We start from the raw sequence: 14,864 nt of genomic DNA on the forward strand, positions 1-14,864 counted from the left end.
GCTGAGATCATAAGGAGCATGTCCGCACCGCAGCCCGTGGGGATCGCCACGACCGAGCTCGCCGAGCTCGTGCTGGAGGTCGCCCAGCAGGTCCCCGCCGGTCGCGCGACCACCTACGGCCTCGTGGCCGAGGCCGTCCGCGACGTCACCGGCCGGGGCAGCGCCCGTTATGTCGGCACCGTCCTCTCGCGCCACGGATACCGCGTGCCCTGGTGGCGGGTGGTCCGCGCAGACGGGACGCTCCCACGCCAGCTCCGCGCCGAGGCGAGCGCGCGGTACGAGAACGAGGGCACGCCGCTCGAGCCGCTGGTGCCGACGATGATCGACCTGCGCCGCGCGCTGTGGGACGCCCCGACCGAGTGGAAGGCACCCGACCGGCATGCCTGAGGGTCACTCGATCCGGCGCCTCGCGACCATGCTCGACTCGCTGTTCACCGGCGCGGTGGTGCGCGCGTCCTCCCCGCAGGGGCGGTTCGCCGCCGGCGCCGAGGCGATCGACGGGTGGCGCGTGACAGGCACCGGCGCGCACGGCAAGCACCTGTTCGTCGAGCTCGAGCCGCCCACGGGCGGGGAGCCGCGGTTCGTCCACGTCCACCTCGGCCTCTACGGCGCGTGGTCGTTCGTCACCGCGAACGGGTTCGCCCCGCACGCGATCGGGGCGCCGCGCCGGCCCGCGGAGGGTGGCCCGGCGAGCGACGGGACCGGTGCCGTCTCGCCCGGGGCGGGGCGGGGGACGACGCCGGGTGGCGTCGTCGACACCGGCGGGGACGACAGCCTGGCCGTCGACGTCGTGCCCTCCGATCCCATGGACACCGAGGACCACGGCTATGCCGAGCTCGTGGTGCCCGAGCCGCGCCCGACCGTCCGGCTGCGGCTCCTCACCGACGGGGTGGTCGCGGACCTCACGGGCCCGGCGCGCTGCGACCTCATCGACGAGGGTCAGAAGGACGCGGTGCACGAGCGGCTCGGGCCCGACCCGCTGCGCCCCGACGCCGACCCCGACCGCTTCGTGGCCGCCGTGCGCCGTACCCGCCGCGGCATCGGCGAGCTGCTCATGGACCAGTCGGTCATCGCGGGGGTCGGCAACATCTACCGGGCCGAGGCGCTCTACCGTGCGCGCATCCACCCCCGAACCGAGGGGCGGGCCGTGAGCGTGGCGCGGCTGCGGGCGATGTGGGACGACGTCGCGGGGCTGCTGGCCGACGGGGTCGAGCACGGCGTCATCGTCACGACCCGCCCGGAGGACCGCCGCGCGCCGCGGCCGGACTCGTGGGCGCGGGCCGCCGAGCGCGCCACCGACGAGGAGGCCGACTTCCGCTGGTACGTCTACCGGCGTGCGGGGCGCGCCTGCCACGTGTGCGGGCAGGCCGTATCGATCGACGACATGGCGGGCCGCACCGTGTTCTGGTGCGGGAAGTGTCAGCGTCTGCTGCGCTCGCGCGCGCGGGCGGCGTAGACGGGGAGGCGGCCGCCGGTGGCCACCGCCGACGCGGCGGAGGCTCCTCGGTTCGGGCATGCGACCAGCTGTCCCCCAGGGCGCCACCGAGGCACCACGAGACCTGTCGTCGCCTCTATCCTGGGCGCCACCGTCGATGCCGACCCTGGCACCGGCCATGCGGAAGGAGTCACCATGCCCCAGCGCTCAGTGATCGTCGCCTCCGAGCACGGGCTGCACGCCCGTCCCGCTCAGGAGTTCGTCGCGGCGGCGACGGCGTCCGGTGCGGAGGTGACCATCTCGAAGGTGGACGGCGCCCCGGTATCCGCGAGCTCGATCCTCTCCGTCATGTCCCTCGGCGTGAAGCAGGGTGACACCGTGGTTCTGGCGGCGGAGGGCGAGGGTGCCGACGAGGCCGTCGATTCGCTGGCGACGCGCCTCGAGAACCCGCAGGACAACTGATGGACGCGACGACCGAGGGCGTACTGGACGGCATCGGGGTGGGCCGACGCGGCGTCGTCGGCCCCGTGCGGCAGGTCCGGGGCGGGCCCGAGCTGCCTGCCGACGAGCCCGCGCCGGCGGACCCGGAGGCGGCGGTCGCCGAGATCGAGGCGGCGCTCGCCGCCGTCCAGGAGGACCTCACGGCACGGTCCGCTGCCGCGGAGGGCACCACCCTCGGCGAGGTGCTCGGTGCGGCCGCGCTCATGGCGGGTGACCCCGCGCTCTCCGCCCGCGCCGCCGAGCTCGTGCGCGCCGGCACCGGCCGCGCGCACGCCGTCCACGACGCGGTAGAGGAATTCGCCACCACGTTCGAGTCCATCGGCGGCTACATGGCCGAGCGCGTCACCGACCTGCGTTCGGTCGGCGACCGGGTGGTCGCGCGCCTGACCGGACAGCCGGAGCCGGGACTCGACCTGCAGGAGCCGGCGGTCGTCGTCGCGCGGGACCTCTCGCCCGCCGACACCTCGGCGCTCGACCTCGACCTCGTCCTCGGCATCGTCACCGAGGAGGGCGGGCCCACCTCCCACACGGCGATCATCGCGGGCCAGCTCGGCCTGCCGTGCGTGGTCCGGGCCGCCGGCGCGACGGGGCTCGCGGACGGGGAGATCGTCGCCGTCGACGCCGCGCACGGCCGTGTCGTTCTCGATCCCGACGACGAACTTCGGGGCGAGCTCGACCGCCGCTCGGCCGCGCTGGACGCGCTCGAGGCCGACCGGGAACCCGGGGCGACCGCCGACGGGCACGCCGTCCAGCTGCTCGCCAACATCGGCACGGTCGCCGACGCCGAGCGCGCGGCCGCGACCGCTGCCGAGGGCGTCGGGCTCTTCCGCACCGAGGTGCTCTTCCTCGACGCCACCGAGGCGCCGGCCGTCCAGGCTCAGGCCGAGACGTACGCGGCCGTGCTGCGGGCGTTCGCCGGACGGAAGGTTGTCGTCCGGACCCTCGACGCCGGCGCCGACAAGCCGCTCGCCTTCGCCAACCAGGCGGACGAGGACAATCCCGCGCTCGGCGTACGGGGCTACCGGCTCGTGCGCACGATGCCGGAGATCGTCCGCGACCAGCTGCGCGCGCTCGCGAGCGCGAGGGGCCAGGCCGGTGCCGACGCCGCCGAGCTCTGGGTGATGGCGCCGATGATCTCCACGGCCGGCGAGGCGGCGGAGTTCGTCGCGACCGCCCGCGAGGCCGGGCTCACCGACGGCGTGGGGCTCGGCGTCATGGTCGAGGTCCCGGCCGTGGCGCTGCGCGCGGACGGCGTCCTCGCCGACGTCGACTTCGCCTCGCTCGGCACGAACGACCTGGCCCAGTACACGATGGCGTCGGACCGGCTGCTCGGCGGGCTCGCCGACCTCCTCGACCGGTGGCAGCCGGCGGTGCTCGAGCTCGTCGCGCGCACGGCGGCGGCCGGGGTGTCCGCCCGGAAGCCTGTGGGCGTGTGTGGCGAGTCCGCCGGGGACCCCCTCATGGCGCTCGCCCTGACCGGCATGGGCGTGACGAGCTTGTCGATGTCGGCTGGTGCGCTGCCGGCGGTCCGGCACGCCCTGCGCTCGCATACGCTGGCCGAGTGCGAAGCGATGGCGCAGGCCGCGCTCGCGGCCGCCGACGCGGCGGGGGCGCGCGACGCCGTCGTCCATCTCCTGCGACCGGAGGCACGGGAGGTGCTCGCGGTCTGAGTGGACGACGGCGCCGTAGGCGTTTGTCGTGTCCGGCCCGGCTTGTCGTGTGTTCGCCAGGGTCCGATCAGGCGTCGGCGTCGACCGAAGCTGACTCTCTCGCAGCGGTCGCACGGCGTCGCCGACCCACGAGGGCACTGGCGACGAACATGAGGACGACCCCCAGCAGGATGCCCGCGACGATCGCCCACGTGCCCCCGAGCTGGTCGAGCCAGCCGATGAACAGACCGAACCCGTAGTCGGAGTCGCCGAACGTCGCGGCTGCCGACCCGAACTCGCCGAGCATGTCGAGAAGTGCAAGCGGGATGACCGTGATGAGCGCGCCGTTGGCAAACGCGCCGAGTACGGCACCGCGGCGGCCGCCCTGTGCGTTTCCGATGACTCCGGCTGCGCCGCCGGTCATGAAGTGGGCGATGATGCCCGGGATGATGACCGCGGTTCCTGCGAAGCCCATGATGGCCATGCCGATGATTCCGGCGATGAGCGAGGACAGGAACCCGATCATCACCGCGTTGGGCGCGAACGGGAATGTCACGGGCACGTCGAGCGCAGGCTTGGCATTCGGGACGAGCTTCTCGGAGATGCCCTTGAAGGCAGGCACGATCTCGGCGAGGATCACCCGGACACCGGCGAGGATGATGAACACGCCGGCGGCGAACTGTCCGGCTGCCATGAGTGCCCAGACCACATAGTTCTGACCGTCCGAGATCTCCGTCGAGACGTACGCCGGTCCGGCGATCAGCGCCACGACGAGGAAGATCAGCCCCATCGACAGAGCAACGATCACCGTGCTGTCCCGGACGAAGCCCAGTGACTTCGGCACGTTGACCTTCTCGGTCGAGTTCTCGGGGTCGCCCTTCGTCACCTTGGCGACAAGGCCGGACAGGGCGATGCCGACGCCACCCGTGTGGCCGAGCGCGATGTCGTCATTGCCCGTCACCTTGCGCATGAACGGTTGCACGAGCGCCGGAGAGATCGTCACGATCAGTGCTTCGGCGATCGAGCCCCAGAGGATGGCTTCCCACTGAGACATCCCTGCCGTGATGAGGAGAACCGCAATCATCGCGGACTGGTAGAGCGCGACGTGTCCGGACAGGTAGATGTACTTGAACTGCGTCAGACGCGCGAACAGGACGTTGAGGATCATCCCGAAGAAGAAGATGAGTGCGGCTGTGGTGCCGTAGTCGACGAGCACGGGGCCGACGATCGCCTCGTTGTTCGGCACGACACCTTGGACGCCGAACACCTCGGAGAACATGGCGCCGAACGGGTCGAGCGCGGTGACGACGACACCGGCGCCGGCAGAGAGCACGAGGAACCCCACGAACGTGCGGATCGTGCCCTTCATGACGTCCGAGCCGCTCTTGCGCTGCAGGGCGAGGCCGAGCAGCGCGATCAGGGCGACGAGGATCGCGGGTTGACTGAAGACGTCGACGAGGACGTTCAGGAACGAGTTCATGCGGGTCTGCTTCCTGTGTGGGCCGCGGCGGTGCGGCGAAGATTCAGCTCGTGTGGGGGATCCCGAGGCGCTCAGCCGTGGTGCGGACCTTCTCGACCAGCTCGTTCTGGTCGATGATCGAGTCGAGGACGACGACGTCGTCGAAGTGGGCGACCGAGTTCTCCAGGTCCTTGCCGACGAAGAACACGTCGGCGTCGGCGTTGGAGGCGGATCCGAGGTCGGCGTGCTCGACCTCGACGCCGTCAGCCCCGATCGTCTTCAGCGCCTTCTCGATGTTCATCCGGACCATGAGGGACGAGCCGAGTCCGGAGCTGCACATTGCCATGAACTTCACGAGTACTCCTTGAGTGGTGGTGTGCCGCTGAGCGGCGTGGTCGTGACGCCGGGTTCAGGCCGCGTCGACGACGGCGCGGACCTGGGCGTGGGTCGTGGAGGACAGGAGTGCACCGCGCCGCTCCTCGTCGGTGAGCATGGCGGCGATGTCGGCGAGCGTGTCCTGGTGGCTGGAACTGTCGGTCGCTCCCAGGACCACGACGGCGCGAACCGGGTGGTCGGGTGAGTCGGCGAGCTCGGTGGGGCGTGCGAGCAGGAGGAGCGCCACCGACGTGCGGTTGACTCCTGCCTCGGGACGAGCGTGCGCAAGCGTGATCCCGAAGCCGAGATCCATGTAGGTACCGCCGGGTTCGTTCACGTTGGTGACGATCTGATCGACGTAGCCCGTATCGACCGACCCGTCGGCGACGAGCGGAGCGGCGGCGCGACGGATCGCCTCCTCCCAGCCGAGGGTGTCGGCGAAGGTGATCCGATCGTCGGTCAGCAGAGTGGACAACATCATGCTCCTCGGGTCGTGGACGGCAGCCCCGCCGTGGCGGGGTCTCGGAGTGGTGATCCGGACGTGACCACGGTGAAGCTCGCGGTCGCGTCCGCCGAGGCGAATGTCGTCCGACCGTGCACGATCGGCCTGTGGTCGGGCGCGTACGCCGTGGAGGAGGTGTGCAGTCGGAGCGAACCGGCAGGTGCGTCCAGCAGCGCAGCGACGTCGCCCGTGGGGCGGACCATCGACACACTCACGCGGTCCTCGACGAGCTGGAGACCGTAGGTCTCGCGAAGGAAGTCGTACAGCGAGATCTCGTGAAAGTCGGTCGTCGCGACGGCGGGGTAGGCGTCGTGGGAGAGCCACACGCGGCTCAAATGATCCACGGTGCCGTCGACGGAGCGGAGGCGGTCGAGCCGGACGACCGGCGCGGTCGGGTGCACCCCGAGCTCGAGGGCGACGTCGGCGGCTGGTGCGAAGACACCCTGCGTGAGAACGCGGGACGTCACCCGCCGTCCCTCAGCCGCCATCTGATGGAAGAAGCCCGTGAGGTCGAAGACCTCGGTGCGCGGGCCGGCGCTCCGCCGTCGTCCCGTGGTGAAGGTCCCGCGGCCCTGCTCTCGCCGGACGATGCCGTCGCGGTCGAGCTCGTCGAGCGCTCGTCGGACCGTGATCCGCGATACGCCGTACTCCTCGCACAGCAGGGCCTCGCTCGGCAATGGGGTATCCGCCGGAGCCGGACCGAACCGGCGCATGAGGTCGTCGCGAACCGCTCCCCACTTTCCCCGGCGCCCGTTGACACGGACCGCTTCCGGAGGAGTGCTGGTGGTGGATGACATCTGCGCCTCGCTGCACATCATGACGACTGGGGAGAAACATTATGACAAGTTGCGGGAGCGTTCGTCAATCATCATGACAACTTGATGGGCTTCCCACCAACGTCGAGGGCCGAGAAGCGCGTGCTCCTCGGCCCTCGAATGGAAGCGCTCGGTGGTCGAGCGCGCCGGCTCAGATGTAGATCGCCGGGTCCATCCAGCGGGCCTCCTCGGCCGGCGGCTTCGGAGCCAGCTCCTTGGCCGGCACGCCGACGGCGGATCGTCCGGCGCCGACATCCTTGACCACCACGGCGTTGGCGCCCACGCGCGCGTCGGCCCCGAGGGTGACCGGCCCGAGCACCTTGGCGCCGGCGCCGATCGTCACGCGGTCGCCCACGGTGGGGTGCCGCTTGCCCTTGGACATCGAGACTCCGCCGAGCGTGGTGCCGTGGAAGATCACCACGTCCTCACCCACCTCGGCGGTCTCCCCGATGACCACGCCCATGCCGTGGTCGATAAACATCCGGCGGCCGATGACGGCGCCCGGGTGGATCTCGATGCCGGTCAGCGCGCGCGCCGCCTGCGAGAGGAGCCGCGCGGGCAGCCGGAGCCGCCCGCGCGAGCCGTCGGCGTGCCAGAGCCGGTGAGCCACCCGGTGCGCCCACAGGGCGTGGACGCCCGGGTACGCGAGGGCGACCTCGACCTTCGACCGCGCGGCGGGGTCGCCGTGCTGGGCCGCCTCGAGGTCCTCGCGCAGGAGGACCCAGAAGGGCACACCGGAATCATGCACGTCAGTCGACCAGGCCCTCGAAGAGCGCGGTCGACTGGTAGCGCTCGCCGAGGTCCGGGAGGACGACGACGATGGTCTTGCCCGCGAGCTCGGGCCGCTTGGCGACCTGGACCGCGGCGGCGATCGCGGCGCCCGAGGAGATGCCGACGAGGAGGCCCTCCTCGGTGGCAGCGCGGCGCGCGTAGGTCAGGGCGGCGTCGATGTTGATGTCGACGACCTCGTCGTAGAGCTCGGTGTCGAGGATCTCGGGCACGAAGTTCGCGCCGAGGCCCTGGATCTTGTGCGGGCCGGGCTTGCCGCCGGTGAGGATGGGCGACTCCTCGGGCTCGACGGCCACGAGGTGGAGCTCCGGCTTCTGCTGCTTGAGGTAGCCGCCGGCGCCGGTGATCGTGCCGCCGGTGCCGATGCCGGACACGAACACGTCGACCGCGCCGTCCGTGTCGTTCCAGACCTCCGGGCCGGTCGTGGCGCGGTGGACCTCGACGTTGGCCTGGTTGGCGAACTGGCGGGCGAGCACCGCACCGGGGCGCTCGGCGGCGACCTTCTCGGCGGCCTCGACCGCTCCGCGCATGCCGTCGGGCCCGGGCGTGAGGATGAGCTCGGCGCCGAAGGCCCGCAGAAGGGCGCGGCGCTCCTTCGACATCGTCTCGGGCATCGTGAGGACGACCGTGTAGCCGCGGGCCGCGCCGACCATCGCGAGGGCGATGCCGGTGTTGCCGGACGTCGCCTCGACCACGGTGCCGCCCTCGGTCAGCTCGCCGGACGCCTCGGCGGCGTCGATGATCGCCACTCCGATGCGGTCCTTGACCGAGTTCGCGGGGTTGAAGTGCTCGAGCTTGGCGAGGACGGTCGCGCCGGCGCCGTCGGTCACGCGGTTGAGACGGACGAGCGGGGTGCGGCCGACGGCCTGGGTGACGTCGTCGAAGATCTGGGCCATGAGGGTCCTCCGGTTGGTGGGGTCAACGGGCGTACTGGTCGGGAGCGCCTCGGGGGCGCGGCCGCACCCGTCGACGCCGGAGCGGGGCTCGGGCGGTGGGGGCCGGGTACGGCGGGGCGGGGGTCGGGAGGCCTGACGGCTCGTGCGGGCCCGACGCCCTAGCGACAGCCGCCGTCGGTGCAGAACGCGAAGTGCGGCGGAGGCACGAGGGACACCAGGTCGTCGCGCACGCGTCACCTCCCTACCGGGGCCGTCGTCGGCCATGAACGTTTGAACTCTCAACCACCTTAGCCGGTGGCCACCGTCCATGGTGCCTGATCGGTGGGGCCGGTCGGCACCAGTCCCACGCGCGTCCGGGATGTGGGCGCGTCAGTCACCCACGACGCCGGCGTCGCTCCCGCCGTCCGCTGCAGCCTTCCGGCCACCCGCCGCCGGCCCGTGCGGCTCGATCGCGTCGCGGGCCTGCGGACGGGGAGCGGCGTCGCCGAGCTCGGTGTCCTCGAGCCGGGAGACCGGCCGCGCGCGCTCCGCCATCGTGTTGAGCAGGGCGGCGCCGCGCCCGGCGTCGTCGATCGTCACGAGCTGGATGCGTCCGCCCGATCGCTCGACCCGGATCGCCTCGCCCCTGCGCGTGACGAGCCCGACGCGACCGTGGGCATCGGTCCGCAGCCCCCAGCCGCCGAACTCGGCGAACGGCTCGACCTGCACGACGTCGGACCGCACGACCTCGTCGGCCCGCGCCCGGAGCACGGTCATGCCGAGCATCGAGCGGGCGACGAGGCCGTCCGCGTCGACCCGCACGTGGAACCGGAGGAAGGCCAGCTCGAGGGCGATGAGCGCGATGGCGAAGACGGCGCCCCACAGCCAGCTGCCGAGCACGCCCATGAGAACTCCGATCGCGGCCATGACGAGGACGAGGGTGACGAGCACGCCCGTCGATACGCCGGTTCCCTGCGCCCACACCGCGCGCTGGGTCGGCCCGAGGTCGGCACGCTCGGCGTCCGCGGGCACGGGCTCGGTCGCGCGGACGACCGGGTCGTCCCCGGCGCCGGCGGCCGCGGCGATGCCGACGACGAGGCCCGCGACGGACGCCATGAGGATGCCGGCAAGCGGCTCGCCCGGCGGGTCGGTGAGGTTCACCTGCACCGTGGCGACGGCGATCCCCGCGAACATCGTGGCCAGTCCTGCCGAGAGGCCGACCGTCATCCGCCGCGTCATCGACTGCCGGCCGGTCAGGGCCGCAAGCGGGCACGTGATCGCCAGGCTGACCGCGCACAGGATGGCCGGCACGAGCAGCAGCTCGGTGCGGGAGCTCCACCGGTCCGGGCCGTCCGTGCCCCAGTGCACCGCCACCTGGCTCGGGAGGTCACTCGCGACCGCGGCGATGTAGATCCACGCGGCCGCCGTGACGAGGAGCGGGAGGGCGACCCCGAGCAGGAGTCGACGTCCGCGGTGGGGGACCGGGCCGCGACCGGTGCGGGTGGCTGTGGCGTCGGCGGTGGTCATGACTGCGGCTCCTTGAGGAGGTGGATGACGGTGTTGAGGGGGACGCCGGAGTCCGCGGCCGCCCGGCGCACGGTCTCGATCGCGCGCAGCAGCTTGGCGTCCGGGTAGGGGTGGTCGGCGCGGACCGTGGCGCCACGACCGCGGCGGAGCTCGATGAAGCCCTCGTCGCGCAGCGCCTGGTAGGCGTGCAGCACGGTGTGCTGGTTGACGTCGAGCCCGGCGGCGAGGTCCTTCGCCGACGGCAGCTTCTCGCCCGGACGGACCTCGCCGGCCAGGATGGCGCCCCGGATCTGGGCGACCACCTGCTCGAAGAGCGGTTCCGCCGAGGCGGTGTCGATGACGACCTGCATAGGTTCACTCTATAGTTCTATGAGAACTAGAACAAGCCGTCCAGGTTGATGCCGTGGGTCCCCGCACTCGCGGGGCGAGATCCCCTCATCCGTGGGGCAGCTCGACCTCGTGGGGTCCTGCGACGATCACCCGGGCCGTCCCGCCGGACAGCTCTGCCGCCCGCGCCTCGAGCGCCCCCGGGTCGTCGGTGGCGACGTCCAGCTCGACACCTTCCGCGTTCCACCGCACGTCCAGGACCGACGTCATCGACGACCCCGACGACAGCAGCTCCGCCTCGAGCCGCGGCCCGACCGCATGGTCGGCCGTCACCGTGCACCGCGTGAGCACCCGCACGCCGACCCGGGGCAGTTCCTCGAGCGCCCCACCGACGGCGTCGCCGTACGCACGCACGAGACCGCCGGTCCCCAGCAGCGTCCCGCCGAAGTACCGCACGACGACGACGGCCACCGCCTCGAGGCCCGCCCCGTCGAGCCGGTCGAGCATCGGTCGGCCCGCCGTCCCCGAGGGCTCGCCGTCGTCGGAGCTGTGCGCGACCGGGGGCCCGCCGTCCTCACCGGGCAGGATCCACGCCGAGCAGTGGTGCCGGGCCTGCGGGTGCGCGGCCCGCGCGTCGGCCAGGAGGGAGCGGGCGGCGTCCTCGTCGTCGGCCCGTGCGGCGAGTGCGAGGAACCGCGACCGCTTCTCCACGACCTCGAACTCGGCCCGGGCGCCGCGCGCGGGGCGGAGCGCGACGAGGGGTGCGCCGTCGTCGGGGGAGAAGGTCCCGGACCCGGCGCCGACACCCCCGGGGCCGACGCCGGACGTGCCGGCCTCGGACCCAGACCCAGACCCAGACCCAGACCCAGACCCGGACCCGCCGGTGGCACCGGCGGTCACTCGGCGGCCTGCTCCTCACGCCCGAGCAGGTGGGCGACCCGGTCGGCCTCCAGGGCCGCGACATGGGCGTCGGCCGGGGTTCTCGTGGTGAGGACGAAGTCCGTCAGCTGCTTGCGGACCGTCGCGCGCAGGGCATCGGGGTCCCAGGGCTTGCCGATGTAATGGTCGAGCCCGCCCTCGTTGACCGCCCGGATCGTGTCCGCCTGCTCGGCCTCGGCGGTGAGCAGGATCTTGCGCGAGTCGGACGTGCGCGGGTCGACCCATGCCTCGACGAGCATGTCGACGCCGTTGCGGCCGGGGAGCCCGTGGTCGACGAGCAGCATCGCGGGGATGTCCTCGTCCGCCATCACCTCGTCGACGATCTCCCACGCGTCGTCGACCGTGTCGGCCTCCTCGATGCGCACCGTCGCCGCGAACGGTTCGAGGTCACGCACGACGGCGGCCCGCACCCCGGGGTCGTCCTCCAGCACGACGATGGTCAGCCTCATCTCGTCTCCCTCCCGGCGGTCCCGTCCGCCACCTGCGCGCCCGGACCGGGCGGCAGCTCCACGATCATCTCCGTCAGTCCCTCGCGCGAGCGAGCCGTCATCGTCCCCCCGGCGTGCTCGACGATGTCACGCGACAGCGCAAGCCCCAGTCCCAGTCCACCGCCGCTGCCGCCGGACCGGGTGGTGAACCGCCGCGTGAAGATCCGTTCGAGGTCGCCGGCCGGGATCGGCGGCCCGTCGTTCCCGACGACGACGCGCACGTTCCCGTCCTCCGTCGCCGACACGTCGATCGACAGGGTGCCGTGCCCGCCCATGGCGTCGGCCGCGTTGACGAGGACGTTGGTCCAGACCTGGTCGAGACGGCCGGGCTCGGCGCGCACAGGTGGGACGTCGGCGAGCGTGACCTCGGTGGCGATGCCGCGGCGGCGGTGCTCGGTGAGGGTGAGGGCGGAGCGCAACGAGTCCGCGACGACGACGGACGCGGTGGGGTCGCCGCCAGGGCCTCCGCCGCCCGGTGCCCCGGGGTCCGCAGACGTCGTCGACGCGTCCTCGCCCTGTGCCACCGGGGCGCTCTGGTCGACGGAGCTGCCCGACGCCGCGGCACCCCCTTGCGGAGGGGAGTCTGCCTGGACGTGTGCGCGGATGCTCGCGACGAGCGCGCCGACCTGGCGGGTGCCGCCGTCGAGGTGCCGCAGCGCGTCGCCGACGGCGGTGGCGTGCGTGGCGCGCGCGATCGCCGACTCGTCGCCCGCGAGCCGCGCGGCCTCGGCCGGGTCCTCCACGCCGGCCGAGAGCAGTCGGCGTGCGAGCACGTCGTCCCCGACCTCGGCCGCGAGGGAGCGGCGCAGCGCACGGTCGTCCGCGCTCGCGCGCAGGGGGCGGTTGCGGGCGTGGGCGATGCGGCGCCGTGCGTCCTCGATCCGTCCGCGCAGGTCGGCGGCAGGAGAGTCGCCCGCGCGCGAGCCGTGCGCGAGCGAGTCGAGCAGGTCGTCGAGGTCGTCGGCAAGGTGGTCGAGGGCGCTGGCCATCGCCGCGACCGGGTTGGTCAGCTCGTGCGCGATCCCTGCGGTCAGGTCGCCGAGCAGGGCGGCGGACGCGCGGGTGGCCTCGTCGTCGTGCGGTGACGGGCTCGGCACGGCGGTCCTCTCCTCGGGCTCGGCTGCAGCTCGATCCTAGGCGGGCGGTGTGACGCGTCGCGCGCCCGAGGGCCTGGCGAGGGATCTCACACGACGCGTAGGCTGTGCAGGTTGGCCCCTGGGCGTCGTGCTCTGGCATCCTTGGGGGTCGTTGATCGTCCACCCGAGAAAGGAGCGGCAGGGCCATGGCAGTTCCCAAGCGCAAGATGTCCCGCAGCAACACCCGCTCTCGCCGGTCCCAGTGGAAGGCCGAGCTCACCGAGCTCGTCACCGTCCGCGTCAAGGGTCGCGAGATCAAGGTCCCCCGTCGTCTGGCGAAGGCCTACCAGAAGGGCCTCGTCGAGGCTGACTGACGCATCTTCACGCACGGCCCCGTACCCGTCAGGGTGCGGGGCCGTCGTCGTTCCACGGGCCCAGGTGCGTGGGACGGGTCGCGCGCCGGGGCGCACCGGACGCACGTCCGCCGTGGCGCGCCCACCGGCTACTCGACGCCCCCGGGGCGCGCGGCCGACACTCCTCACCCGCACACTCGAGCGCCCCGGCACGCACCCGTACCGGGCGGGCGGGACACACTCGTGCGGACCGGACGCGCCCCACGGACCGACGCCGCCCCGCACTCGACGTCCCCGGGGATCGGGACAACTCCCCGCCGCGATGTCGACCGACGCCTCCGCGTCCGGTGAGAATGGCGGGTCCCGCCGACCAGCGCGGGCACGATCGAAACGGAGTGAGCATGTCCGCCGTCCAGGGCCTGGTGCGCATCGAGGGAGCGCCGCGGGACTACGCATGGGGATCCGCGACCCGCATCCCCGAGCTCCTCGGCGTCGAGCCGGCGGGCGGTCCCGTCGCCGAGCTGTGGTTCGGCGCGCACCCCGAGGCCCAGGCCCGGACCCGCCCGTGCCGCCCCGCGGGATCGACACCCGTCACCACGCCCGACGGCGAACCTCCCCTGACCGCCGGCGGTCCCGGCGCGACGACCGACCCGCCCGACGGCGAACGGCGCACCACCGGCGGCGAACCGCGCTCCCTCGGCGACCACATCGCGGCCGACCCGTCCCGCACGCTCGGCGCCGACGTCGTCACCCGGTACGGCGAGCACCTGCCCTACCTGCTCAAGCTCATCGCGCCCGACCGCGCGCTCTCCCTCCAGGTCCACCCCGACCTCGAGCGGGCCCGGCGGAGGTTCGACGAGGAGGAGGCCGCCGGCATCCCGCGCGGCGACTTCGCGCGCAGCTACCGGGACCCCAACCACAAGCCGGAGATGGTCTACGCCCTCACGCGGTTCGAGGCCGTGTGCGGGTTCCGGGCCCCGCGGCGCGCGATCGAGGTGCTCGCCGGTCTCGGGACGCCTCTGACAGCGGAGCTCGAGGAGGCGCTGCGGGCGGCGCCGTCGGCGGACGGTGTGCGCTCCGTGGTCGAGCGGCTGCTGCGCGAGGAGACCCGGCCGAGCGCGGACGAGGTCGCTGCGGTGGCTGCCGCCTGCGCGCGGCGCCTGGCTGACGGGTCGTCGCCGTCGCCGCGCATGGACCGCATCGTCGGGCAGCTCGCGGGGGAGCACCCGGGGGACCCGGGCGTCGTCGTGGCCCTCCTGCTCAACCCCGTGACCCTGCACCCCGGCGAGGCGATGTTCGTGCCCGCCGGCGCGGTGCACGCCTACCTCTCCGGGTTCGCGGTCGAGATCATGGCGTCCTCGGACAACGTCCTGCGGGCAGGGCTGACGAGCAAGCACGTCGCCGTCGGGGAGGTGCTCGAGGCGCTCGAGTACGTGGCGGCGCCACCGGTCCGGATCGCGCCGGAGACCGTGAGCGAGAGCGTGGGCGTCTACTACGCGCCCGTCGACGACTTCGAGCTCGCCGTCGTCACGCTCGAGGCCGAGGGCGAGGCCGAGTCCCTCGTGCCCGGTCGCGGGCCGCGGATCCTGCTCGCGCTCGACGGCGAGGTCACCGTGACCGTCGACGGGCTCGCCGCCACGCTGCACCGCGGGCAGGCCGTGTTCGTGGCGGGCGACCTCGGTCCCGTGACGGTGACCGGACGAGGGCGGCTCGTCCAGGCCGACGTGCCCTGACCGACCCGGCTGCACGAGGTC

General features: G+C 73.0%; 17 protein-coding genes. 6 read left to right on the forward strand and 11 right to left on the reverse strand.

The features are described 5' to 3' along the window. The first annotated feature begins 18 nt into the window (after positions 1–18). The 4 genes from AC24FB_RS12640 (at position 19) to ptsP (ending at position 3,606) form a co-directional block, all read left to right on the forward strand. Positions 19–387: an MGMT family protein gene (locus tag AC24FB_RS12640; protein WP_425714916.1), complete on the forward strand. Its 369-nt coding sequence runs from the start codon at positions 19–21 to the stop codon at positions 385–387. Continuing rightward, entirely contained in the window at positions 380–1,456 is a 1,077-nt protein-coding gene (locus AC24FB_RS12645) for an Fpg/Nei family DNA glycosylase (protein ID WP_425714915.1), read from the forward strand. The genes AC24FB_RS12640 and AC24FB_RS12645 overlap by 8 nt, the downstream gene beginning before the upstream one ends. A gap of 174 nt (positions 1,457–1,630) precedes the next feature. Continuing rightward, on the forward strand, positions 1,631–1,897 hold the full coding sequence (locus AC24FB_RS12650; RefSeq protein ID WP_425714914.1) for an HPr family phosphocarrier protein: 267 nt from the start codon (positions 1,631–1,633) through the stop codon (positions 1,895–1,897). Next, on the forward strand, positions 1,897–3,606 hold the full coding sequence (gene ptsP, locus AC24FB_RS12655) for a phosphoenolpyruvate--protein phosphotransferase (protein ID WP_425714913.1): 1,710 nt from the start codon (positions 1,897–1,899) through the stop codon (positions 3,604–3,606). The genes AC24FB_RS12650 and ptsP overlap by 1 nt, the downstream gene beginning before the upstream one ends. 67 nt (positions 3,607–3,673) lie before the next feature. Here ptsP and ulaA read toward each other — a convergent pair whose 3' ends face one another. The 11 genes from ulaA to AC24FB_RS12710 all read right to left on the reverse strand — a co-directional run bounded on the left by ulaA (position 3,674) and on the right by AC24FB_RS12710 (position 12,778). After that, positions 3,674–5,065 carry a PTS ascorbate transporter subunit IIC gene (gene ulaA, locus AC24FB_RS12660; RefSeq protein ID WP_425714912.1) on the reverse strand — a complete coding sequence of 464 codons (1,392 nt, stop codon included), beginning with the start codon at positions 5,063–5,065 and terminating at the stop codon, positions 3,674–3,676. 43 nt (positions 5,066–5,108) lie between these two features. Then, positions 5,109–5,399 (reverse strand): PTS sugar transporter subunit IIB, encoded by a 291-nt coding sequence (locus tag AC24FB_RS12665; protein ID WP_463654173.1) that lies wholly within the window; start codon positions 5,397–5,399, stop codon positions 5,109–5,111. Positions 5,400–5,453: 54 nt separating this feature from the next. Then, entirely contained in the window at positions 5,454–5,900 is a 447-nt protein-coding gene (locus AC24FB_RS12670; RefSeq protein WP_425714911.1) for a PTS sugar transporter subunit IIA, read from the reverse strand. Beyond that, positions 5,897–6,598, reverse strand: coding sequence for a GntR family transcriptional regulator (locus AC24FB_RS12675; protein ID WP_487560226.1), 702 nt, complete (start codon positions 6,596–6,598; stop codon positions 5,897–5,899). The genes AC24FB_RS12670 and AC24FB_RS12675 overlap by 4 nt, the downstream gene beginning before the upstream one ends. Positions 6,599–6,887: 289 nt before the next feature. Further along, positions 6,888–7,469, reverse strand: a complete 582-nt coding sequence (gene epsC / locus AC24FB_RS12680) for a serine O-acetyltransferase EpsC (protein ID WP_425714910.1) — start codon at positions 7,467–7,469, stop codon at positions 6,888–6,890. A 16-nt stretch (positions 7,470–7,485) separates the two neighbouring features. Next, positions 7,486–8,421: a cysteine synthase A gene (cysK, locus tag AC24FB_RS12685; RefSeq protein WP_425714908.1), complete on the reverse strand. Its 936-nt coding sequence runs from the start codon at positions 8,419–8,421 to the stop codon at positions 7,486–7,488. A gap of 369 nt (positions 8,422–8,790) precedes the next feature. After that, the gene (locus AC24FB_RS12690; RefSeq protein WP_425714907.1) at positions 8,791–9,927 is read right to left on the reverse strand and encodes a DUF1648 domain-containing protein; all 1,137 of its coding nucleotides are present in this window, start codon (positions 9,925–9,927) and stop codon (positions 8,791–8,793) included. Next, positions 9,924–10,277: a GntR family transcriptional regulator gene (locus tag AC24FB_RS12695; protein WP_425714906.1), complete on the reverse strand. Its 354-nt coding sequence runs from the start codon at positions 10,275–10,277 to the stop codon at positions 9,924–9,926. The genes AC24FB_RS12690 and AC24FB_RS12695 overlap by 4 nt, the downstream gene beginning before the upstream one ends. An 85-nt stretch (positions 10,278–10,362) precedes the next feature. Further along, positions 10,363–10,965 carry an IMPACT family protein gene (locus AC24FB_RS12700; RefSeq protein WP_425714905.1) on the reverse strand — a complete coding sequence of 201 codons (603 nt, stop codon included), beginning with the start codon at positions 10,963–10,965 and terminating at the stop codon, positions 10,363–10,365. A 185-nt stretch (positions 10,966–11,150) separates the two neighbouring features. Further along, the gene (locus tag AC24FB_RS12705) at positions 11,151–11,642 is read right to left on the reverse strand and encodes a response regulator (RefSeq protein WP_425714904.1); all 492 of its coding nucleotides are present in this window, start codon (positions 11,640–11,642) and stop codon (positions 11,151–11,153) included. Then, positions 11,639–12,778 (reverse strand): ATP-binding protein, encoded by a 1,140-nt coding sequence (locus AC24FB_RS12710; protein WP_425714903.1) that lies wholly within the window; start codon positions 12,776–12,778, stop codon positions 11,639–11,641. The genes AC24FB_RS12705 and AC24FB_RS12710 overlap by 4 nt, the downstream gene beginning before the upstream one ends. A gap of 185 nt (positions 12,779–12,963) precedes the next feature. On the opposite strand from AC24FB_RS12710, the gene rpmF reads away from it, so the two are divergent. Continuing rightward, entirely contained in the window at positions 12,964–13,131 is a 168-nt protein-coding gene (gene rpmF / locus AC24FB_RS12715) for a 50S ribosomal protein L32 (protein WP_425714902.1), read from the forward strand. 380 nt (positions 13,132–13,511) lie between these two features. After that, complete coding sequence (gene manA, locus AC24FB_RS12720) at positions 13,512–14,843, forward strand: mannose-6-phosphate isomerase, class I (protein ID WP_425714901.1); 1,332 nt, start codon at positions 13,512–13,514, stop codon at positions 14,841–14,843. The last annotated feature ends 21 nt before the right edge of the window (positions 14,844–14,864 follow it).

It is taken from the genome of Georgenia sp. Z1344 (assembly GCF_057652375.1).